Source organism: Pseudomonas persica, from assembly GCF_900291015.1.
Classification (GTDB): Bacteria; Pseudomonadota; Gammaproteobacteria; order Pseudomonadales; family Pseudomonadaceae; genus Aquipseudomonas.
On sequence record NZ_OLKL01000010.1, the window covers coordinates 80,206 to 100,903 of the forward strand.

Here is a 20,698-nt window from a genome sequence, read left to right on the forward strand (position 1 = left end):
CACACCTGATGAGGCAACGACCATGCACGACCTGCAGGAACTGATCGACAACAATGCCCGCTGGGCCGACGCGATCAACCAGCGCGACCCCGACTTCTTCGCCAAGCTGGCCCGTCAGCAGACTCCGGAATTCCTCTGGATCGGCTGCTCCGACGCCCGCGTACCGGCCAACGAAATCGTCGGCATGCTGCCGGGCGATCTGTTTGTCCACCGCAACGTCGCCAACGTGGTGCTGCACACCGACCTCAACTGCCTGTCGGTGATCCAGTACGCGGTGGAGGTACTGAAAGTGCGGCACATCCTGGTTACCGGCCACTACGGTTGCGGTGGCGTGCGCGCCGCCATGCAGGACCGCCAGCTGGGCCTGATCGACGGCTGGCTGCGCTCGATCCGCGACCTGTATTACGAAAAGCGCGCCGAGCTGGCCAAGCTGGACAACGAAGAGGCCAGGGTCGACCGCCTGTGCGAATTGAACGTCATCCAGCAAGTGGCCAACGTGGCCCACACCAGCATCGTGCAGAACGCCTGGCACCGTGGCCAGGAGCTGTCGGTGCATGGCTGCATCTATGGCATCAAGGATGGCCGGTGGAAAAGCCTGGACACCACCATCAGCGGCTTTGCCCAGCTGCCGCCGCAGTATCGGTTGCGGGCGTTGGAGTAACGGGCGCCTGGGTTATTCACAGCGCGTTGTGGGCAGGTTTTGTTTGCTATGCAGGGATGGGTAAAGGATGAAAAAACGGCTGCTGGTGGCAGGCTTGCTGATAGCGGCCACTGCTCACGCCGAGGAGCGCGACCTGTGGATGTTCGCCCAGTGGGCTGGCGACCACCACACCCGTCCCTTCCGTGAAATGCTGGTGGATGCCCGCCTTTACGGCATAGTGCCTATCCATCAGCTGCTGCGTTCGGCTTCGGACTGGAAGCAGTGCCACGCGTCCCCCTTCGCCGTGCCGCCGGTCAGCAACTGGCCGGCAGTACGTTCGACGCTCTCGCTGATCAAGACGCTCGACGATCAAGGCATTCTGCGTCAGTTCGAGGTGGTTTCGGCCTACCGCGACCCACGCCTGAACGTCTGTGCCGGCGGGGCAGCCAACAGTGCCCATACCCGGGCCTTCGCCGTCGATATCTTGCTACCTGCCTGGGCGGACCCCAACCCGCTGTGCCGTTTCTGGCAGCAGTATGGCCAGGCCTGGAACATGGGCCTGGGCCGCTACCCGTCCGGGCGTATTCATGTGGATACCGCGGGCTACCGTACCTGGGGGGGTGACGGCCGTTCCGCTTCGTCGTTCTGTATCAAGCCCCGATGAGCCAGGCAGCCCCGGCATTCGCCTATCACCCATGCGGCGAAGCGCTGGCGCTTGCCACCGTCTTCCACGGGCTGCGGGCTGAGCAGGTGGTAGGCCGAGCCGTCGCGCACAAAGCCGAACGGTGCCTGCAACTGCCCGCTGTCGAGTTCGTCACCCACCATCAGGACTGAGGCCATGGCCAGGCCCAGGCCGGCGCTGGCGGCCTTGATCGACAGGTAGAAATGCTCGTAGTCGCTGCGCTCGGTGTGCCGGGCCTGCTGGCCGCTCAGGCGCAGCCAGGTGGGCCAGGCGCCGGGGCGAGTGGCGCTGTGCAGCAGGCGTTGGCCTTCAAGCTGGATGGGGGAGGTGGGGTGGCACACCGGGCCGATCCATTCGTCGCAGATTTTCTGGTTGTACAGCTGCTTGTCCCAGTGGAAGTCATCGCGGCGTATGGCCAGGTCGACACCGCTGCGGGTGAAGTCCAGTGGCCCGCCTGCGGCCACCAGGTGCAGCTGCAGGTCGGGGTGGGCGGCATGGAAGCGGGGCAGGCGCGGGATCAGCCAGCGCATGGCGATGGTTGGTTCGCACGACAGCACCAGCACGTTGTCGCGGGCCTGTTGCTGCAGGCGCTGCACGGCGCCTTCGAGCTGCTCGAAGATCGCCTGGGTGGTGCCCTGCAAGGCGCGACCGGCAGGGGTGAGGAAAATGGCCCGGTTGCGACGCTCGAACAGCTCCACGCCAAGGCTTTCTTCAAGCAGGCGCACCTGGCGGCTGACCGCGCCGTGGGTGACGTGCAGGTGCTCGGCGGCGCGCACGAAGCTCTCGGTTTCGGCGGCGATGTCGAAGTAGCGGAAGGCGTTGAGTGGCGGCAGTTTCATGGCATCCCTGTTTGCCTGTGCCGGCCTCTTCGCGGGTAAACCCGCTGCCACAGGGACTGCACCGAACTTGAGGGCGGCACATCACCTGTGGGAGCGGGTTTACCCGCGAAGAGGCCGGCACGGGTTCTATATATCTGTGAGGAAAGCTATCAGGTTTGCTTCACTATAAATCGATTTTTCCGGGGCTATAAGCTCTCGATAATTACAGGGTCTGTGCATTTCCATCGCCTATCGAGAGCCACCAGCATGACCGAACTCATCGCCGTCGCCCTGTTCACCCTGCTCGCCGTCATCAGCCCCGGAGCCGACTTCGCCATGGTCACCCGCAGCAGTTATGCGCAGGGCCGCAAGGCCGGGTTGGCTGCCGCCGTTGGGATCGCCCTGGGGGTGCAGGTGCATGTCCTGTACACGGTGCTGGGCATCGCGGTGATCATCAGCCAGAGCCCGGCCTTGTTCCTGGTTATGAAAGTGCTGGGCGCGGGTTACCTGGTTTACCTGGGCTACCAGTCGTTGACCAACACCCGGCGCATCAGCCTCGACGGGGGCGCCGCATCCGCGGCCAGCGTAACGCAGGCCCTGCGCACGGGGTTTCTGACCAACGCGTTCAACCCCAAGACCATGCTGTTCGTCATCAGCGCCTTTACCCAGGTGGTGCAACCCGGCAGCCCGCTGGTACTGGATTTTGCCTACGGTGCTTTCATGTCCGTTGCCCACTGGCTGTGGTTCAGCCTGGTGGCTGTGTTCTTTTCCAGTACGGCATTGCGCAAGGCGATGATCGAGCGGCAAGGGCTGGTGGATCGGGTGATCGGCCTGGCGCTGATAGGGCTTGGCCTGGCCGTCGCTGTTACCGGCATGCGTTGAGGCGGGAGAAGGAGGGCGGGCCTGTGGTGTTTTTCGCAGGCAAAGAAAAAGGGCTTACCTTTCGGTAAGCCCTTCGTCTTGTTTGGTGGCTACACAGGGACTTGAACCCCGGACCCCAGCATTATGAATGCTATGCTCTAACCAACTGAGCTATGTAGCCGATGGCGCGCATTATTCTCTTGAACGGCCCCCCTGTCAACACTCATTTCAAAAAAAATTTGCACGCTTTCAAAAACTTAGCGGCCAGGCCCGGTTTTAGCGCACTGCGGGCTGCTGCGCCGGGGCGATCCGGATAATAAAAAAGGTAGCTATGTATCTATTTCTTTTCCGATAATCGGATCCCAAACCGAGGACGGAGATTCTGGCTCATGGCTATCAGTAGTAGCGCCTCCGAGGCGTCCACCCATGCGGCGGCCAGCCAAGCCACACCGCTGGTGATGCGTATCATCGGCTTCTGCGCGCTGGCGCACCTGATCAATGACCTGATCCAGTCGGTGCTACCGGCGATCTACCCGATGCTCAAGGCCAACTACGATCTGAGTTTCGCCCAGATCGGCATGATCACCCTGACGTTCCAGATCACCGCCTCGCTGCTGCAGCCTTGGGTGGGCTTCTTTACCGATCGCCGACCAGCACCGAACCTGCTGCCGCTGGGCACCCTGTGCACCTTGGTGGGTATCGTGATGCTGGCCTTCGTCGGCAGCTTCCCGATGATTCTGCTGGCCTCGGCGCTGGTCGGTATCGGCTCGTCGACTTTCCACCCGGAGACCTCACGTATCGCGCGTCTGGCCTCGGGCGGGCGCTTCGGCCTGGCCCAGTCGAGCTTCCAGGTCGGCGGCAACACCGGCTCGGCCCTGGGCCCGCTGCTGGCGGCGGCCATTGTCATTCCGTTCGGCCAGACTCACGTGGCCTGGTTCGGCCTGGCTGCGCTGTTCTTCCTTGGCGTCACCCTGCTGCTGCGTGGCTGGTACAAGGAACACCTCAACCAGGCCAAGGCGCGCAAGGCAGTGCAGGCGACCCACGGCATTTCCCGCAGGCGGGTAATCGCGGCGCTGATCGTGCTGGGTTTGCTGGTGTTCTCCAAGTACTTCTACATGGCCAGCTTCACCAGCTACTTCACCTTCTACCTGATCGAGAAGTTCGATGTGTCGGTGGCCAGCTCGCAGCTGCACCTGTTCCTGTTCCTCGGTGCAGTGGCGGCGGGTACCTTCTTTGGCGGGCCGATCGGTGACCGCATCGGGCGCAAGGCGGTGATCTGGTTCTCGATCCTTGGCGTGGCGCCGTTCACCCTGGCGCTGCCGTATGCCGACCTGTTCTGGACCACGGTGTTGAGCGTGGTGATCGGCTTTATCCTGGCCTCGGCGTTTTCCGCGATCGTGGTGTATGCGCAGGAGCTGGTGCCGGGCAGCGTGGGCATGATTGCCGGGATCTTCTTCGGGCTGATGTTCGGCTTTGGCGGCATTGGCGCGGCGCTGCTGGGGTATGTGGCAGACCTGCGCGGTATCGAATATGTATATGGGGTGTGTTCGTTCCTGCCGTTGTTCGGGTTGTTGGCGGTGTTCTTGCCGAGTACCGGTAAGCGCTGATACTGCCGGGGCTGCTTTGCAGCCCATCGCCGGCAAGCCAGCTCCCACCTCGACCGCACCGGCCTCCAGTCATGCGCAATCCCTGCAGGAGCTGGCTTGCCGGCGATGGGGCGCGCAGCGGCCCCCGACGATTGACGGCCTGACACCCTTGGCCTAGAGTGCCGCCTCTTTTCCCAACCACCTGCGTAGTAGCCAAAGCAATGTGCCGTACCCAGTCCCTGCCAAATGCCCGCCAGCCGGCCCTCCAGGCCCTGCGTCGTGCCTGGCCGAGCGACACGGTGCTCAAGCGTCGGCGCAGCGTGCTGTTTGCCTTCACCTTCTCGCCACACCGCGCCTGAACTGATCTGCGCTTTCGCGTCGCTCGCCGCCCTGGCGTGCGCGCCTGTGTCTGCACGTCTTTTCGGTTTGCAAGGAGTGGTACATGAACATGCGTTTGCTGGCGGGCTTGTTGTTCGCCGTTTCGGTCGTGGGTTTCAGTTTGGGGGCCAGCCTGCCGCTGGTGTCGTTGCGTCTGCATGAGGCCGGTGCGAGTACCCTGGAAATCGGCATCATCTCGGCCATACCTGCTGCCGGCATGATGCTCTCGGCGTTCCTGGTCGACGCCTGCTGTCGCCACCTCACCCGGCGCACCATCTACCTGCTGTGCTTCAGCCTGTGCACGCTCAGCATCGCCTTGCTCGAATCGGCGTTCGCCTCGCTGTGGCTGCTGGCGCTGTTGCGCCTGGGCCTGGGGCTGGGCATGGGGATCGCCATCATTCTCGGCGAGTCGTGGGTCAACGAGCTGTGCCCGGAGCACAACCGCGGCAAGATCATGGCCCTGTACGCTACCAGTTTCACTGGCTTCCAGGTGCTCGGCCCGGCCATGCTGGCGGTGCTTGGCGCCGACAGCCCGTGGATCACCGCTGTGGTCACCGCCTGCTATGGCCTGGCGCTGCTGTGCATCGTGCTGACCGTGCCCAACGACCAGGTCGAACATGACGAGGGTGAAAAGAGCTTCGGCCTCGCCGGTTTCTTCCGCGTGGCGCCGGCGTTGTGCATGGCGGTGCTGTTCTTCTCGTTCTTCGATGCCGTGGTGCTGTCGCTGCTGCCGGTGTACGCCACCAGCCATGGTTTTGCCGTGGGCGTGGCGGCGCTGATGGTGACTGTGGTGTTTGCCGGTGACATGCTGTTCCAGCTGCCGCTCGGCTGGTTGGCCGACCGGGTGGAGCGTACCGGGCTGCACCTGGTGTGCGGGCTGTTGGCGATGGCGATCGGTAGCGGCCTGCCCTGGCTGCTGAACATGACCTGGCTGCTGTGGCCGCTGCTGGTGCTGCTGGGCGCAGTGGCAGGGGGCATCTATACCCTGGCGCTGGTGCTGATCGGGCAACGCTTCAAGGGGCAGGACCTGGTGACCGCCAATGCCAGCGTAGGCTTGTTGTGGGGCGTGGGTAGTTTGGTCGGGCCGCTGGTCAGCGGTGCGGCGATGGATGTGGCGCCGCATGGCCTGCCCATCGCACTGGCGCTGATGGCCGGATTGTTCGTGTGCTTTGCCCGGCAGTCGTACCGGCGCGCGGGGCGGTTGCGGGTGATAGCAGACTGACGGTCAGGAATTGGTCGCGCAAGAACCGGCGTTCTGGGGATGAGCGGCTGCGCTAAGCTGGACCTGCAATCGACTTGCTGGAGGTGCCATGATCCTGGCCGACCTTTCGCCTGCTGCTTACCGCGAGGCCACCGAATACCTGGCGGCGCTCGACCCGGACTGGTCGCGGCATATCGCGGTGACCGGGCCTTGCCTGCACCAGGCCACGCCGGGGCGTGAGCCTTACGAGGTGTTGGTGCGGGCGATTGCCTACCAGCAGTTGCATGCCCGTGCCGCCGAGGCAATTCTTGGGCGGTTGCTGGCGCTGTTTCCGCAGGCTGCGTTCCCAGGGCCGGAGCAGTTGTTGGCGGTTACCCCGGAAACCCTGCGCGCCTGTGGTTTTTCCGCGAGCAAGATGGCGACGATCCAGGGCATTGCCCAGGGCCGTGTGGAGGGTGTGGTGCCGACCCGGGAGGAGGCACTGACCATGTCTGACGAGGCGTTGATCGAACGGCTGGTGGCGTTGCGCGGGGTAGGGCGGTGGACGGTGGAGATGTTGCTGATCTATAGCCTGGCGCGTTCGGACGTGCTGCCGGTGGACGATTTTGGCGTGCGCGAGGGGTATCGGCGGCTGAAGGGGCTGGACAAGGCGCCGACGCCGGCGCAGATGCGTTCGCTGGGCGGCGGCTGGCGGCCGTACCGCACCGTGGCGGCCTGGTACCTGTGGCGGGCCTGACGTTTTGCACTGCCTGTACCGGCCTCTTCGCGGTAAACCCACAGGGATTCCCACAGTCTTGAAAGTCTATGCAGTATCTGTGGGAGCGGGTTCACCCGCGAAAGGGCCGGTACAGGCATCAACCTATCTGGACACTAACCAATGAACCCCTACACCACCCTCGACCAACGCTGGCAAGCCGTAGAATCCCGCGACAGCGCCGCCACCGGCCACTTCGTCTACGCCGTGCGCACCACCGGCATCTACTGCCACCCCGGCTGCAAATCACGCCTGGCCAAGCGAACCAACGTCGAGTTCTACGACACCCCAGCCGCCGCTGAGGCCGCCGGCTACCGCGCCTGCAAACGTTGCACCGCCACCATCAACGCCCGCGCCACCCGCCATAGCCTGCTGGTCACCCGCGCCTGCCGCCTGATCGAAGCCAGCGACCCCGCGCCCAGTCTCGACCAGCTCAGCGCCCAACTGGCCGTCAGCCCCTTTCACCTGCATCGCCTGTTCAAGGCCGAAACCGGCCTTACCCCCAAAGCCTACGCCACCGCCTTTCGCGCCCGGCGCCTGCGCGCGAGCCTGGACGATGGCCAGCGCTCGGTCACCGATGCCATCTACGACGCTGGCTACAACTCCAACAGCCGTTTCTACGAAAGCGCCGACCAGCGCCTGGGCATGCGCCCGCGGCAATACCGCGCCGGCGGCGCCGGGGCAACCATCCACTTTGCCCTCGGCCAGTGCTCTCTGGGCGCGATCCTGGTGGCCCAGAGCGAGAAGGGCATTTGCGCGATACTGCTGGGCGACGACCCCGAGGCACTGCTGCACGACTTGCAGGACCAGTTCCCCAAGGCCCGGCTGATCGGCGGCGACAGCGCTTACGAACGGCTGGTTGCCGAAGTGGTGGGCTTCGTCGAAGCCCCGGCACTGGGCCTGGCCCTGCCGCTGGATGTGCAAGGCACGGCCTTCCAGGAACGGGTGTGGCAGGCCCTGCGCGAAGTGCCGGCCGGTAGCCGGGTCAGCTACACCGACATCGCCGAGCGCATCGGCGCACCCAAGGCGGTGCGCGCGGTGGCCATGGCCTGCGCGGCCAACCGCATCGCCGTGGCCATCCCCTGTCATCGGGTGGTGCGCCGGGACGGCGACATCAGCGGCTACCGCTGGGGCGTCGAGCGCAAACAGCAACTGCTCAAGCGAGAAACGGCACTCACCTGATCGCGTGAAGCCGAGTAGAATCCGCCGCCAAATCGAATTGTAAGAGGAATATTCGATGAGGCGTCTCAGCCTTGCCCGTTATTGCCCTGGCCTGATGGTCCTGATGGCCCTGATGCTGGCGCTTGCCAGCCCGGCCTGGTCGGCCCCGGCCACGCCCTTGTCCAACCTGGCGGTTGCCGAAGCGCCCGTGCTGGATGAAAACGCCAGCTTCGAGCAACTGAGCGAGCGCCTGGACCAGATCCGTCAGGGTGTCTCCAACGAGGCCAACGACGATCTGCTGTCGCAACTGCGCCTGGGCGCCATGCAGGTTCAGCGCCAAGCCGATGCGTTGACTGCCCTGCGCACCGCGGATGTAGAAAAAGTCGACGACCAGCTCAAGGTCATCGGCCCGGTCCAGCCGGACGAGGCCGCCACCCTGACCCAGCAGCGTAAAGCGTTGGAGGCCGAGAAGAAGGCCTTGGTAGCCCAGCAGGACCAGGCTGCCAAGCTGACTCAATCGGCCCGCGACCTGTCCACGCAAATCGTCAACCTGCGCCGCAGCCAGTTCAACTCGCAGATCACCAGCCGCGCGGCCTCACCGCTGAGTCCGGCATTCTGGCAGAGCATCATTCGCCCCACCCAGGATGATGTGGGGCGCCTGCGTGACCTGCGTGGCGAGACGGCCGATGCCATCGGCAGCGCCTTCAGCGCCGAGCATCGCTGGCTGTTCATTACCAGCCTGGTGGCGGCAGTCCTGGTCTGGACCTTGGTGCGCCGCGTGCTCGAGCGCTTGCTGGCCAACGCCATGGTCAGCTGGCTACCCGAAGGCCGCCTGCGCCGCAGTGCGTTGGCGCTGGGTGTGAGCCTGGCAACCCTGGGTACCATCGCCGGCTCGGTCTCGCTGCTGCGGTGGGGGCTGGAGAGCAGCGCCGAGCTGGGCTCCGATATCGCCAGCCTGGCCAACCATGTGCTCGCCCTGGTGGTGTTCAGCGCCTTCATCACTGGCCTGGGCCGCGCCATGCTGATGCTGCAACGCCCGTCCTGGCGCTTGCCGCCGATCCACGACGAAGTGGCCAGTGCACTGGGCTGGTTCCCCAAGGTGCTGGCGTTGGCGCTGATGGTCATGATGACCATGGAACGCATCAACAGCGTGATCGGTGCCAGCCTGGCGCTGACCGTAGCGGTCAACGGCCTGACCGCGCTGGTAGTGGCGGTCACCTTCGCCTGTGCGTTGCTGCGTTACCGCCGCACCCTGCGCAAGCATGACCTGGAGCGCCCCACCGGCCTGGCCGGGTTGATCCCGTTCGTGATGGTGATCTGGCTGACGCTGATCCTGCTGGCCCTGCTCACCGGTTACCTGACACTCGCCTACTTCCTTACTGCCAAGCTGCTGTGGGTCAGCCTGGTGGTCACTTGTGCCTACCTGCTGACCACCTTCTTTGGCGACCTGTGCGAAACCCTGCTGTCGCCCCGCCAACCCGGCGGCCTGGCGCTGGCCTCGACCCTGGGCCTGGCGCCACGTCACCAGGCCCAGGCCAGCACCATCCTGGCCGGCATCGGCCGTACCGTGGTGCTGTTCCTGGCGCTGCTGCTGGCCCTGATGCCGTCGGGCACCAGCCCCAGCGAGCTGCTACTGAGCCTGGGTGATTGGGACGGTACCGGCGGCAAGCTGCTCGGCAACATGAACATTGTCCCCCAGGACATCCTGTTGGCGCTGGTGATGTTCTTCGGTGGCCTGTTCGCCATCCGCGTGGTCAAGCGCTGGCTGAGCGATCGCCTGCTGCCGGAAACCGACATGGACGCCGGCATGCGTGCCTCGCTGGTGACGCTGGTGGGTTACCTGGGCTTCATCTTCCTGGCCATGCTGGTGATGTCGACCCTGCGCATCAACCTCACCAGCCTGACCTGGGTGGTCAGTGCCCTGTCGGTGGGTATCGGTTTCGGCTTGCAGCAGATCGTGCAGAACTTCATCTCCGGCCTGATCCTGTTGACCGAGCGCCCGGTCAAGGTGGGCGACTGGGTCAGCCTGGCGGGCGTCGAGGGCGATATTCGCCGTATCAACGTGCGCGCCACCGAGATCCAGATGTCCGACCGTTCGACGGTTATCGTGCCCAACTCGCAGTTCATTTCCCAGAACGTGCGCAACGTGACCATGGGCAATGCCTTGGGCGTGGTCGGCATTACGCTGACGCTGCCGCTGGAGACCGATGCCAACCACGTGCGTGAACTGCTGCTGGCGGCGTACCAGGAGCACGAGGCAATTCTGGATGCGCCGGCCACGTCGGTGTCGTTCAAGGATCTGACCAGCAGCGGCATGGTGATTGGGGTGAGTGGATACGTAGCGGGGCCGCGGCAGGTCTCCGGTACCCGCAGCGACCTGCTGTTCACCATCCTTGGGCGCTTGCGTGATGAAGGCATTGCCTTGTCTTCGCCGCAGAGCATGGTGTTGGTGCAAGAGAACGGGCGCCCGGCTGACGAGTCGGCGTGAAGCCAATCGCCGGCAAGCCAGCTCCCACAAGGACCGCGTCGAGAGCTGACGAGTCGGCGATTGGGCTGCAAAGCAGCCCCTTGCCTCAATGCTGCTTGGCCTGCCTGATCCGCAGCAAGATCACCAGCAACACCAGCAGCACAGGCGGCGCCATGGCCAACAGCCCATCCCGCGCCGTCAGCCCCAGCCCCAGCACATTCAGCCCGCCGTACAGCAGCTTGAACAAGTTCAGCAGGTAATAGGTGATGGCAATGATCGACAGCCCCTCCACCGCCCGCTGGATCTTCACCTGGGCATCGGCCCGGGCATTGAGGCTGCGCAGGATCTCGGCGTTCTGTTCTTCCATCTCCACCTGTACCCGCGCCTGCAACAGGTCGCCCAGATTGGCCACATTCTTCGCCAACTGCTCCAGGCGCTGCTCGGTGGCCGCGCAGTAGCGCACGGTCGGCTTGAACCGACGTTCGATGAACACCCCCAGGCGCTGGCAGTCGCCCACATGGTTTTCCCGCAGCTCGCCCAGGCGCTCGAACACCAGTTGCGCATAGGCTTGCGTGGCGCCGAAGCGGTGGCGGGTTTTCACCGTGCGGCTGACCACCTGGCGTGACAGGTGGGCAATGGCTTCCAGCAACCCTTTGGAATCATGGCCATCGACCCCGGCACTGCGTTCCGAGAGGCTGACCAGGGTCTTGTCGAAGGCATCCAGTTCCTGGCTCAGGTCCTTGGCCGTGGTCAGGGTCAGCGAGGCCATCATGCGGTAGGTCTCGATCTCCAGCAGGCGGCGGATCATGCGGCCCTGGCGGTAGGCATTGAGGCGCCGGTTGATGAACAGGAAGCGGTTGGTGCCGTCCTCGGTCAGGCGAAAATCGCTCCACACCACCGCATCGCCACCGCCGACGCAGGAGCCGCACGGGTCCTTGAAACCGTATTGGGGCAGGTCCAGTTCGTGTTCGTCACGGACCAGCACCTGCACCGCGTTGATCACCTGCGCCGCTTGCGGGGCGATAGCCTCGGCCAGCACCGGCGGCAGCGTTTGCCACTCGGTGTCGGCGGCAGTGCAGGGCACCACCAGGGTCAGGGTGAAGAACTCGGTGTGCCGCTCCCACTTGAACGGATGGCCATCCAGGCGGGTGATGCCCTGGGCGGCTGCGGTGTCCAGGGCATCCGGGCAGCAGCGTTGCAGCAGTGCCGCACAGGCAGCATCGCCGCCGAGCAGGGCGAGGTGGAAGACCTGCGCCGGGCCGTCGAAATACAGCGACGGGCGGGCGTGCAGTTCATTGTGCAAGGCGGTGCGTTGAGGGTGCATGGGTGGTCCGGCCTGGTGTTGTGATTGTGGGGGTACCAGGAAGTGGGACTTTGCGGGGGAACGGGAAAGTCACGCGGGTGGGCGTTTTGTGTTGCCTGTGCCGGCCCCTTCGCGGGCACACCCGCTCCCACAAGTACGGCACCGCCCTTGAGTACTGTGCTGTACCTGTGGGAGATCGCCCAGTCCTTTGGGCTGCGCTGTCGCGTAGAGAACTGAATTCGCAAGCGGTACGCGTACCCTGTGGGAGCGGCTTTAGCCGCGAAGAATCCAACGCGGTGCATGGCACCGGCTGCGCCGGTGTTCGCGGCTAAAGCCGCTCCCACAGAGTCCCTGCTAAATCAATGATCTATGTGTTTTTCTATGAGAGCGGGCGTGCCCGCGAAGAGGCCGGTGAATCCGGCATCGATGTCAGGTCTTACTCACGGTTCAACAGCAACAGGTTGAGCGCCCGGGTCATCTGCACGTTATGCACGGTATTGACCAGCAACCCGACGCCTGGTTCGCCAGCATTGGCGCAGATGTATTCGTCGAGGGTGTCCTCGATGCCGAGCAGCAACTGCGAGATGTATCGCAGCGCCTCGGGGGAGGGCAGGTCGTTGTTGATGGTGTAGAACGGGCTGGAGCCAGGTTTTACAGGTGGGTCGGGTACAAGTTTCTTCATAGCGTTCACCTAGGTCGGTCAGGAGCTACCGCCCATTCCCTCTCACAGGATTGGGTGGCAGCTGTACGCGGAGTGAGAGACCGGAGACCTAGGAACCCGGCCAGGACGAAGCCTGCCCGCGCACAGCTACCGCTGAGGTTGCAACTAGATCAACACGGGCTCTCACACTCGGTCGCCATTTGTGACGACCCGGGGAAATTAGCCCTGATGCTCATCTTCAACAACAGAGAAACGGCTGCTGCGCGGGTAGGATAATTCCCAAGCTACTTCTATCTGAAGCATTTGGTTTCAGGTTGGGAAAAGTCTTACGGATGTCAGGGGGCCTGGCTTGAATTTTGTGGCGGCGCTTGATCTGACAGACGCTGAAAATCTCTCGGCGAACCCCTAGCCCAAACACCGCGTCACATGCTTCACCGACTGGTAGGCCGACAACCCCCAAGGCCCCAGCTCACGCCCGATCCCGCTACCCTTGGTGCCACCCCACGAGGTCTCGACGAACACCGCCTGCACCGAGTTGATCCACACATGGCCAACCTCCAGCGCATCGGCCACCCGCTCTGCGCGCTGCAGGTCGGCGGAGCACACCGTCGCCACCAGCCCGAAACGGCTGTCGTTGGCTTCGGCAATCGCCTGTTCCTCGGTCGCAAAACGCCGTGCGCACAGCACCGGGCCAAAGATTTCCTCGGTCCACAGGCGGCTGTCTTGCGGCACATCGGCATACAGCGTCGGGCTGACGAACCAGCCGTCCCGGTCCAGCGCCTTGCCCCCGGCCAGGCACTGCAGGCCTTCTTCCCGCGCGGTGGCAAAGTAGCTGACCACCTTCAACCACTGCGCCTGGCTGGTCAGTGGTCCCATGTCGACCTCTTCGGCCAACGGGTTACCGACCCGCAGCTTTTCCAGTGCCGCCTGCAAGCGCGGTAGCAGCGCATCGGCAATGCCGTCCTGCACCAGCAGCCGCGAAGTGGCCGAGCACATCTGCCCGGCGTTCCAGGTGATACCGGCGACGATCCATTCCACCGCCTGGTCGACATCGCAATCATCGAACACCACGATCGCCGACTTGCCACCCAGTTCCAGCGTCACCGGCCGGCACTGTGCCGACGCACTGCGCATCACCTGGCTGCCGACGCTGTTGCTGCCGGTGAACGACAGTTTGTCCAGGCCATTGTGGTTGCTCAGTGCGGCACCGGTCTCGGCCTTGCCGTTGACGATGTTCAACACCCCGGCCGGCAGGCCCAGGCTGTCGGCGATCTGGCCGTAGCTCTGCTCGATCAGCGGGGTGACTTCCGACGGCTTGAGCACCACGGTGCAACCGGCGGCCAGGGCCGGGGCCAGCTTCCAGGCGCTGGTCACCAGCGGGAAGTTCCACGGCACGATCAGGCCGACCACGCCCACCGGCTCCAGGCGAGTGCGCGCGGTGAAACCCGCTGCAGCCAATGGTACGTCACGGTTCTTCGATGGCAGTTGCTCGGCCAGTGCGGCGTAGTAGCTGAAGGTGGCGATGGCGTCGTCCAGGTCGATTTCCGCTTCGTGACGTGGCTTGCCGTTGTTGCGCATCTGCAAGGTGATCAGCGCTTCGCGGCGCTGGCCGAGTTGCTCGGCAAAACCGTGCAGGTAGGCAGCGCGCTCGTTCGCACTGGTGGTTTTCCAGGCGGGCAAGGCGCCACGGGCAGCGCTCACGGCTTGGTCGACCTGGGCGACGCTGGCCGCCATCAGTTCGGCGAACGGTTGCCCCAGCGCCGGGTCATTGACGCTGATGCAGTCGCTGCCCTGGCCTTCGACCCAGCGGCCGGCGATGTAGTGGGTAGTGGTCATGGTCGGTTTCCAGTCAGGTCATTTCGGCAGTGGTTACCGGCGTGTGCGCGGCGCTTTTGCAACGCACCCAACGCGGGCCCTGGGGGCCATACACGCCAGCAGGTTCGGGGAACAGGTTGAGCAGCAGCAGGTACAGCGCGCCGGCCAGCCCCAAGGTGACCGGCAGGCTCAGGTCGATGCCACCGGCCAGGTCGCCCAACGGGCCGACGAACTGCCCTGGCAGGTTGACGAAGCACAGGCCGACCGCCGCGCTGGGGATCCACGCCCCCATGCCGCGCCAGTTCCAGCCATGCAGGAACCAGTAGTGGCCGCCACGCTGGCCGCGGGTGAACACCTGCAGGTCGTCGGCATGGTAGAAGCCGCGGCGGGTGATCAGGCCGAGGATCATGATCACCATCCACGGGCTGGTGCAGGTGATGATCAGCACGGCGAAGGTCGACACGCTCTGCACCAGGTTGAAGGTGAAGCGGCCGATGAAGATGAAGCCGATCGCCAGCACACCGATCAGCAGTGTGGCGCCGGCACGGCTGAGCAGGCGTGGGAACACGCTGGACATGTCCAGGCCGGTGCCGTACAGCGCGGTGGTGCCGGTGGACATGCCACCGATCACCGCAATCAGGCACACCGGCAGGAAGAACCAGCTTGGCGCCACCGCCAGCAGGCCGCCGACGTAGTTGTTGGCGGCGATGTAGTCCGGTGCCTGGGTGGCCACCAGGGTGGCGGTGCACAGGCCGAACAGGAACGGGATCAGGGTCGCGCCCTGGGCCGCGATCACCGCCAGCATGATGCGCGCCTTGGGTGTTTCACGCGGGATGTAGCGCGACCAGTCGCCGAGGAACGCACCGAACGACACCGGGTTGCTCATGGCCAGGATCGCCGCGCCGACGAAGGCTGCCCAGAAGCCCGCCTGGCCGAGGTTGACGCTGCCCGCGTAACCGGCATCGAACGGCCCGGCAAAGGCAACGATGCCCAGCAGGAACAGCAGGCTTGAGGCCCACACGGCAACTTTGTTGACCCACAGCATGAAGCGGAAGCCGAAGATGCACACCACCAGTACCAGCACCGCGAACAGGCCGTAGGCCAGGCCCAGGGTCAGGTCGGTTTCCGGCAGGCCAGCCAGGCGCTTGGCGCCGCCAACCAGGGCGTCGCCCGAACTCCACACCGACAGCGAGAAGAACGCCACCGCGGTGAGCAGCGACAGGAACGAGCCGACGATGCGCCCGTGCACGCCAAAGTGCGCGCCCGACGACACTGCGTTATTGGTGCCATTGAGCGCGCCGAACAGGCCCATGGGCGCGAGGATCAGCGCGCCGACGCCGACGCCGAGCAGGATCGCCCACATACCGGCCTGGAACGACAGCCCGAACAGCACCGGGAAGCTGCCCAGCACGGCCGTGGCGAAGGTATTGGCGCCGCCGAAGATCAGGCGGAACAGGTCCAGCGGGGAGGCGTCGCGTTGATCGTCGGGGATCTGTTCGACGCCGTTGGTCTCGATACCGGTCGAGTGGCTCATGGTGATGCTCCAGCGCGGTTGTTGTGGGCCGGCGCAGTGCGCGGGCCTTCTTGTGGGGGCGATGGCAGGGCGGCAGGGCCGCGTGAAAAAAGTTGATCAGGCCGGTGAAACGACCGACAGGTGCTCGTGGCAGGCCAGCCACTGTTCGCCGTGGCGGCGGAAGATGATGGTCTCGCGCTCGCTCAACTGGTGTTCTGCGCCGGCAATACGGATGTGCGTGGCCACATCGTGCATGAAGATCGCCACGTCGCCTTGCAGGCTCACCTGGGCATTGCCTGATTCGCAGGCGAGCACGGCAAAACCGTCGGCCTGCCACAGGGCCCAGAGTTGTTCGTAGGCACGGCGCGACAGCAGCGGTTGCGGCAGGGTGTGGAAAAGGAAGCTGGCGTCTTCGCTGAAGCAGGCGAAATAGCGGGCGGTGTCGTTGCTGGCGAACGCGGCAACGAGGTCGGCGGCGGCTTGCCGTACCTGGAGTGTCTGGTCCACGGGAGTGGCCTCACGGTTCTTGTGATTGTGGTGAAGCGATTCTGGTGGCGGTTGGCGAGGGGAAAAATCGCTGCGGGCAAATAATCAGTTCAGGAATTTGTGAAGTGATGGCTGCGCTTTCTTTGCCCTCGTGGGATGCGTGGATCAAGGTCTTGGCAGGGACCCTGTGGGAGCGGACTGCTTACGAACTCAGTTCTCTAGACGACAGCGCCGCCCAAAGGGCTGCGATCTGACTGACGGCCTCCTCCAGCCCTCATCCTTGCCTACGCTGATATTCCCAACCCGCTACAGCAAGGAGATCTGTCATGGCCTTCCAATACAAGCGTCTGGACAAGAACAACGCCGCCGTGCTGCTGGTCGACCACCAGACCGGCCTGCTCTCGCTGGTAAGGGACATCGACCCCGACCGCTTCAAGAACAACGTTCTGGCCCTGTCGGACCTGGCCAAGTACTTCAAGCTGCCGACCATTCTCACCACCAGTTTCGAGACTGGCCCCAACGGCCCACTGGTGCCCGAACTGAAAGAACAGTTCCCCGACGCCCCGTACATCGCCCGCCCCGGCAACATCAACGCCTGGGATAACGAGGACTTCGTCAAGGCCGTCAAAGCCACCGGCAAGCAGCAACTGCTGATCGCCGGTGTGGTGACTGAAGTGTGCGTGGCCTTTCCGGCACTGTCGGCGCTGGAGGAGGGCTTCGAGGTATTCGTCGTCACCGATGCCTCCGGCACCTTCAACGAACTGACCCGTGACTCGGCCTGGCGGCGCATGGAGGCGGCCGGGGCGCAGCTGATGACCTGGTTCGGCGTGGCCTGTGAGCTGCACCGCGACTGGCGCAATGACATCGAAGGGCTGGGTACCCTGTTCTCCAACCATATTCCGGACTACCGCAACCTGATGACCAGCTACAACAAGCTGGCCAAATAACTCGGCCTCAAGGGCGCCGCATAGCCTGTGGGAGCGGGTTCACCCGCGAATGCGTCGGTGGCTTCAATGACTGTCTTCGCGGCTAAACCCGCTCCCGCACGCTCAGCAGAACACCCAACAATACTCATTAAAATCAAAGAAATAGAGACAGCGCCTGCGAAAACAGCAAGCGATGCGGCAAACTGCCATGGATCGACCATACTCACTCTTCAATCGCCTCAGGAGAGTGCCATGTCGAAGTCGTCCAGGAAGAAAGACCCCAAGAACCAGCCGGAAAAACTGGGCGGCAAGGCTTATGAGAAGGAACTCAAGCACCTGCATGTGGAACTGGTGAAGCTGCAGGAGTGGGTGGTGGCCAAGGGCCTGAAGGTGTGCATTGTCTTCGAGGGCCGCGATGGTGCCGGCAAGGGCGGCACCATCAAGGCCATTACCGAGCGCGTCAGCCCACGAGTATTCCGCGTGGTGGCACTGCCGGCACCGACCGAGCGGGAAAAGACCCAGATGTACGTACAACGCTACCTGGGCCACTTGCCTGCCGCGGGCGAGGTAGTGATCTTCGACCGCAGCTGGTACAACCGCGCCGGCGTCGAGCGGGTGATGGGCTTCTGCACTGAAGAGCAGAGCAGCAAGTTCCTCACTGTGGTGCCGCTGTTCGAAAAGTTGATGGTCGAGTCGGGGATCATCCTCATCAAGTACTGGCTGGAGGTCAGCGCCGAAGAGCAGACCCGCCGCCTGCAGGACCGCATCAAGGATGGCCGCAAGCTGTGGAAACTGTCGCCGATGGACCTCAAGTCGTACACCCGCTGGGATGAGTACACTCGCGCCCGCGACGACATGTTCGCTGCCTCCGACTCATCCTGGGCACCGTGGTTCATGGCCCATTCCAACGACAAGCGCCGTGCCCGGCTGAACATCATCAGCCATCTGCTCAGCCGCATCCCCTACAAGGACATTACCCGCGACCAAGTGGTGAAGCTGCCCGGGCGCGGCAAGATCGGCAAGTACCAGGCCGTGGCCTACCCGTTCAAGGTTGTTGACGAACGTTTCTGATCTCCTCCCTGCGGGGAGCAGCGAGGGTGTGAGCTTATGCCACATGATGGCAGCCTGTTGCAGGCGACGGTGGTGTTCCTGCTGGCTGTGGTGCTTCTGGTCCCGCTGGCGCAGCGTTTGAAAATGGGCGCGGTGCCGGGCTACCTGTTGGCCGGCATGCTGATCGGCCCCTCGGTGCTGGGCCTGCTGAACAACCCGGACAACGTGGCGCGCCTGTCGGAGATGGGCGTGGTGATGCTGTTGTTCGTCATCGGCCTGGAGTTGTCGCCGCGGCGCTTGTGGACCATGCGCCGGGCGCTGTTTGGCGTCGGTTCGCTACAAGTGGGCTTGAGCAGCGTGGTGCTTGGCCTGCTGGCGTACTGGCTGTTCGACCAGTCGAAGCCGGCGGCCATCGTGCTGGGCCTGGGCCTGGCGCTGTCGTCCACCGCATTCGGCCTGCAGGTACTGGCCGAGCGCAAGGACCTGGGCAAGCCGCACGGCCGCCTGGCCGTGGCCATCCTGTTGTTCCAGGATATTGCCGCAATCCCGCTGATTGCCGTGGTGCCGCTATTGGGCGGCAGTGTCAGCACCGCCGACGAAGGCGCCTGGCCGGTGCTGGCGGTGATAGCGGGTATCGGGGTGCTGATTGTCTTTGGCCGCTACCTGTTGACCCCTGTCTTCAAATGGACGGTCGGCTCGGGCTTGCCCGAGCTGTCAACCGCGACCGCCTTGCTGGTGGTGCTGGGCACCGCCTGGGTGATGGAGCACGTGGGCGTGTCCATGGCGCTGGGGGCATTCCTGGCGGGCGTGCTGATGGCCGAATCGCCATTTCGCCACGAACTGGAAACCCAGATCGAACCGATCAAGGGCCTGCTACTGGGATTGTTCTTCGTTGGCGTAGGCATGAGCGCCGACCTTCGCCTGCTGTTCGACCTGCCGCTGCGGGTGCTGGGGCTGACGCTGCTGTTGGTGGCGGTCAAGCTGCCGCTGCTGTATGCCTTGGGGCGCGCGGCCGGCGGGCTCAACCACCCCCAGGCACTGTGCCTGGGGGTGGTGCTGGCGTCCGGCGGCGAGTTTGCCTTCGTGGTGTTCAAGCTGGCGCTCGACCATCAGGTGCTGGCGCAGCAGGTACATGACCTGCTGGTGCTGGCCATCACCTTGTCGATGGCGGTGGTGCCCTTGGTAATGATGGCCCTGGCGCGGCAGTTGCGTGACGACAGCCCAGCCCAGGCAAGCCCTGAAACGGGCCACTGAATTGCGCCACATGGCGTACCTGAGTTTGGAGGTGATGCATGCAACCGGGTATCAAGCTGGACAGCAGCCTGTCGCGGGGCTTGCTCGATGTGCTCATCAAGGCCGGCCTGGTGGCTGCGCTGGTGATGTTCGCCTTCCAGACGTTCCAGCCGTTCCTGGAGCTGATGCTGTGGTCGGTAATCCTGGCGGTGACCTTGTACCCGTTGCATTGCCTCATCCAGCGCCGCACAGGGCTCAAGGACGGGCTTTCGGCGACGCTGGTGGTTCTGCTGGTACTGGTCGTGCTGCTGGTGCCGGTCTACCTGGTGGTGATGTCCATCGGCGAGTCGGTGGACAGCCTGGTGACGCTGCTCAAGAGCGGGGCCTGGAGCGTGCCGGCACCTCCTGAGTCGGTGGCGGCCTGGCCGCTGATCGGGCCAAAGGTGCATGCCCTGTGGCTGGCCGCCTCGGAAAACATGGCCGGTGTGCTGAACCAGTGGATGCCCCAGCTCAAGGGCGCCGGGCGCACGGTGCTGGGGGCAGCAGCCAGCGCAGGGGGGGCGTTTCTGTTGTTCATCGCGGCGATCATCGTCTCGGGCATCATCATGGCGTTCGGTGACCGCGGCGAAATCGCGGCGCAGCGCATCGCCATGCGGGTGTCGGGCGAGGAGCGTGGCAAGCCCCTGGCCAAGCTGTGCACCGCGACCATTCGCGCGGTGGCCCAGGGCGTGATCGGCATTGCCTTCATCCAGATGCTGCTGATCGGTGTCGGCTTCGTCATCAAAGGGGTACCGGGGGCCGGGATGCTGGCCATTGTCATCCTCATGCTGGGGATTGCCCAGGCACCGGCCACGTTGATCACGGTGCCGGTGATCATCTACGTATTCAACGTCGAAGGCTTTACCGTGGCGACCATCATCTTCGCCATCTACAGCTTTGTCGCCGGGCTTGCCGACAACGTGCTCAAGCCGCTGTTGCTGGGGCGCGGGGTGGACGTGCCGATGCCGGTGGTGCTGATCGGGGCGCTGGGCGGCATGGTGGTCAAAGGCATCATCGGCCTGTTCATCGGCCCGGTGATCCTTGCCGTCACCTATGTGCTGTTCTGGCAGTGGGTGGCACTGCAGGTGCCGGAAAACCCCGTCGAGCCATCGGCGTAAGCCAAG

General features: G+C 64.3%; 19 protein-coding genes and 1 tRNA gene. 13 read left to right on the top strand and 7 right to left on the bottom strand.

Annotation, left to right across the window (positions count from 1 at the left end):
- Nucleotides 1-22 precede the first annotated feature (22 nt).
- On the top strand, nt 23-661 hold the full coding sequence (gene can / locus FQ664_RS04090) for a carbonate dehydratase (RefSeq protein WP_025337641.1): 639 nt from the start codon (nt 23-25) through the stop codon (nt 659-661).
- A 67-nt stretch (nt 662-728) separates the two neighbouring features.
- Nucleotides 729-1,304, top strand: a complete 576-nt coding sequence (locus FQ664_RS04095) for a D-Ala-D-Ala carboxypeptidase family metallohydrolase (protein WP_144170509.1) — start codon at nt 729-731, stop codon at nt 1,302-1,304.
- Here FQ664_RS04095 and FQ664_RS04100 read toward each other — a convergent pair.
- Nucleotides 1,244-2,161, bottom strand: coding sequence for a LysR substrate-binding domain-containing protein (locus FQ664_RS04100; protein ID WP_144170510.1), 918 nt, complete (start codon nt 2,159-2,161; stop codon nt 1,244-1,246). The genes FQ664_RS04095 and FQ664_RS04100 overlap by 61 nt on opposite strands.
- A 246-nt stretch (nt 2,162-2,407) precedes the next feature.
- On the opposite strand from FQ664_RS04100, the gene FQ664_RS04105 reads away from it, so the two are divergent.
- Complete coding sequence (locus tag FQ664_RS04105) at nt 2,408-3,022, top strand: LysE family translocator (protein WP_144170511.1); 615 nt, start codon at nt 2,408-2,410, stop codon at nt 3,020-3,022.
- Between the two features lie 83 nt (nt 3,023-3,105).
- Here the strand turns inward: FQ664_RS04105 and FQ664_RS04110 are convergent.
- Nucleotides 3,106-3,182 (bottom strand) — tRNA-Met (locus FQ664_RS04110).
- Nucleotides 3,183-3,390: 208 nt separating this feature from the next.
- Here FQ664_RS04110 and FQ664_RS04115 point away from each other — a divergent pair.
- From FQ664_RS04115 to FQ664_RS04135, 6 genes are all read left to right on the top strand, one after another.
- On the top strand, nt 3,391-4,608 hold the full coding sequence (locus FQ664_RS04115) for an MFS transporter (protein ID WP_144170512.1): 1,218 nt from the start codon (nt 3,391-3,393) through the stop codon (nt 4,606-4,608).
- 200 nt (nt 4,609-4,808) lie between these two features.
- On the top strand, nt 4,809-4,946 hold the full coding sequence (locus tag FQ664_RS27180) for a hypothetical protein (protein ID WP_178090946.1): 138 nt from the start codon (nt 4,809-4,811) through the stop codon (nt 4,944-4,946).
- An 83-nt stretch (nt 4,947-5,029) separates the two neighbouring features.
- The gene (locus tag FQ664_RS04120) at nt 5,030-6,187 is read left to right on the top strand and encodes an MFS transporter (RefSeq protein ID WP_144170513.1); all 1,158 of its coding nucleotides are present in this window, start codon (nt 5,030-5,032) and stop codon (nt 6,185-6,187) included.
- 88 nt (nt 6,188-6,275) lie between these two features.
- Nucleotides 6,276-6,902 carry a DNA-3-methyladenine glycosylase family protein gene (locus FQ664_RS04125; protein WP_144170514.1) on the top strand — a complete coding sequence of 209 codons (627 nt, stop codon included), beginning with the start codon at nt 6,276-6,278 and terminating at the stop codon, nt 6,900-6,902.
- A 141-nt stretch (nt 6,903-7,043) separates the two neighbouring features.
- Entirely contained in the window at nt 7,044-8,102 is a 1,059-nt protein-coding gene (ada, locus tag FQ664_RS04130; RefSeq protein WP_144170515.1) for a bifunctional DNA-binding transcriptional regulator/O6-methylguanine-DNA methyltransferase Ada, read from the top strand.
- A gap of 55 nt (nt 8,103-8,157) precedes the next feature.
- Nucleotides 8,158-10,569, top strand: a complete 2,412-nt coding sequence (locus tag FQ664_RS04135) for a DUF3772 domain-containing protein (RefSeq protein WP_144170516.1) — start codon at nt 8,158-8,160, stop codon at nt 10,567-10,569.
- Between the two features lie 85 nt (nt 10,570-10,654).
- On the opposite strand, the gene FQ664_RS04140 is transcribed toward FQ664_RS04135, so the two are convergent.
- From FQ664_RS04140 to FQ664_RS04160, 5 genes are all read right to left on the bottom strand, one after another.
- Complete coding sequence (locus FQ664_RS04140; protein WP_144170517.1) at nt 10,655-11,872, bottom strand: DUF3422 domain-containing protein; 1,218 nt, start codon at nt 11,870-11,872, stop codon at nt 10,655-10,657.
- A 415-nt stretch (nt 11,873-12,287) separates the two neighbouring features.
- The gene (locus tag FQ664_RS04145) at nt 12,288-12,533 is read right to left on the bottom strand and encodes a hypothetical protein (RefSeq protein ID WP_144170518.1); all 246 of its coding nucleotides are present in this window, start codon (nt 12,531-12,533) and stop codon (nt 12,288-12,290) included.
- Nucleotides 12,534-12,917: 384 nt separating this feature from the next.
- The gene (locus tag FQ664_RS04150) at nt 12,918-14,348 is read right to left on the bottom strand and encodes an aldehyde dehydrogenase family protein (protein ID WP_144170519.1); all 1,431 of its coding nucleotides are present in this window, start codon (nt 14,346-14,348) and stop codon (nt 12,918-12,920) included.
- Nucleotides 14,349-14,361: 13 nt separating this feature from the next.
- Entirely contained in the window at nt 14,362-15,861 is a 1,500-nt protein-coding gene (locus FQ664_RS04155; protein ID WP_144170520.1) for a purine-cytosine permease family protein, read from the bottom strand.
- A 96-nt stretch (nt 15,862-15,957) separates the two neighbouring features.
- Nucleotides 15,958-16,347 (bottom strand): YybH family protein, encoded by a 390-nt coding sequence (locus FQ664_RS04160; RefSeq protein WP_144170521.1) that lies wholly within the window; start codon nt 16,345-16,347, stop codon nt 15,958-15,960.
- A 305-nt stretch (nt 16,348-16,652) separates the two neighbouring features.
- Between FQ664_RS04160 and ycaC the strand changes: the two genes are divergently transcribed.
- The 4 genes from ycaC to FQ664_RS04180 all read left to right on the top strand — a co-directional run bounded on the left by ycaC (nt 16,653) and on the right by FQ664_RS04180 (nt 20,692).
- A complete protein-coding gene (gene ycaC / locus FQ664_RS04165; protein WP_144170522.1) occupies nt 16,653-17,273 on the top strand; it encodes an isochorismate family cysteine hydrolase YcaC in 621 nt (206 codons plus the stop codon).
- Nucleotides 17,274-17,504: 231 nt separating this feature from the next.
- Complete coding sequence (ppk2, locus tag FQ664_RS04170) at nt 17,505-18,323, top strand: polyphosphate kinase 2 (protein ID WP_144170523.1); 819 nt, start codon at nt 17,505-17,507, stop codon at nt 18,321-18,323.
- A 36-nt stretch (nt 18,324-18,359) separates the two neighbouring features.
- Entirely contained in the window at nt 18,360-19,556 is a 1,197-nt protein-coding gene (locus FQ664_RS04175) for a monovalent cation:proton antiporter-2 (CPA2) family protein (protein WP_144170524.1), read from the top strand.
- Nucleotides 19,557-19,594: 38 nt separating this feature from the next.
- Nucleotides 19,595-20,692 (top strand): AI-2E family transporter, encoded by a 1,098-nt coding sequence (locus FQ664_RS04180; RefSeq protein WP_144170525.1) that lies wholly within the window; start codon nt 19,595-19,597, stop codon nt 20,690-20,692.
- Nucleotides 20,693-20,698 lie beyond the last annotated feature (6 nt).

Coding starts and splice junctions, on each gene's coding strand:
- can (WP_025337641.1), top strand. CDS start 23: ATGCACGACCTGCAGGAACTGATCGACAACAATGCCCGCTGGGCCGAC.
- FQ664_RS04095 (WP_144170509.1), top strand. CDS start 729: ATGAAAAAACGGCTGCTGGTGGCAGGCTTGCTGATAGCGGCCACTGCT.
- FQ664_RS04100 (WP_144170510.1), bottom strand. CDS start 2,161: ATGAAACTGCCGCCACTCAACGCCTTCCGCTACTTCGACATCGCCGCC.
- FQ664_RS04105 (WP_144170511.1), top strand. CDS start 2,408: ATGACCGAACTCATCGCCGTCGCCCTGTTCACCCTGCTCGCCGTCATC.
- FQ664_RS04115 (WP_144170512.1), top strand. CDS start 3,391: ATGGCTATCAGTAGTAGCGCCTCCGAGGCGTCCACCCATGCGGCGGCC.
- FQ664_RS27180 (WP_178090946.1), top strand. CDS start 4,809: ATGTGCCGTACCCAGTCCCTGCCAAATGCCCGCCAGCCGGCCCTCCAG.
- FQ664_RS04120 (WP_144170513.1), top strand. CDS start 5,030: ATGAACATGCGTTTGCTGGCGGGCTTGTTGTTCGCCGTTTCGGTCGTG.
- FQ664_RS04125 (WP_144170514.1), top strand. CDS start 6,276: ATGATCCTGGCCGACCTTTCGCCTGCTGCTTACCGCGAGGCCACCGAA.
- ada (WP_144170515.1), top strand. CDS start 7,044: ATGAACCCCTACACCACCCTCGACCAACGCTGGCAAGCCGTAGAATCC.
- FQ664_RS04135 (WP_144170516.1), top strand. CDS start 8,158: ATGAGGCGTCTCAGCCTTGCCCGTTATTGCCCTGGCCTGATGGTCCTG.
- FQ664_RS04140 (WP_144170517.1), bottom strand. CDS start 11,872: ATGCACCCTCAACGCACCGCCTTGCACAATGAACTGCACGCCCGCCCG.
- FQ664_RS04145 (WP_144170518.1), bottom strand. CDS start 12,533: ATGAAGAAACTTGTACCCGACCCACCTGTAAAACCTGGCTCCAGCCCG.
- FQ664_RS04150 (WP_144170519.1), bottom strand. CDS start 14,348: ATGACCACTACCCACTACATCGCCGGCCGCTGGGTCGAAGGCCAGGGC.
- FQ664_RS04155 (WP_144170520.1), bottom strand. CDS start 15,861: ATGAGCCACTCGACCGGTATCGAGACCAACGGCGTCGAACAGATCCCC.
- ycaC (WP_144170522.1), top strand. CDS start 16,653: ATGGCCTTCCAATACAAGCGTCTGGACAAGAACAACGCCGCCGTGCTG.
- ppk2 (WP_144170523.1), top strand. CDS start 17,505: ATGTCGAAGTCGTCCAGGAAGAAAGACCCCAAGAACCAGCCGGAAAAA.
- FQ664_RS04175 (WP_144170524.1), top strand. CDS start 18,360: ATGCCACATGATGGCAGCCTGTTGCAGGCGACGGTGGTGTTCCTGCTG.
- FQ664_RS04180 (WP_144170525.1), top strand. CDS start 19,595: ATGCAACCGGGTATCAAGCTGGACAGCAGCCTGTCGCGGGGCTTGCTC.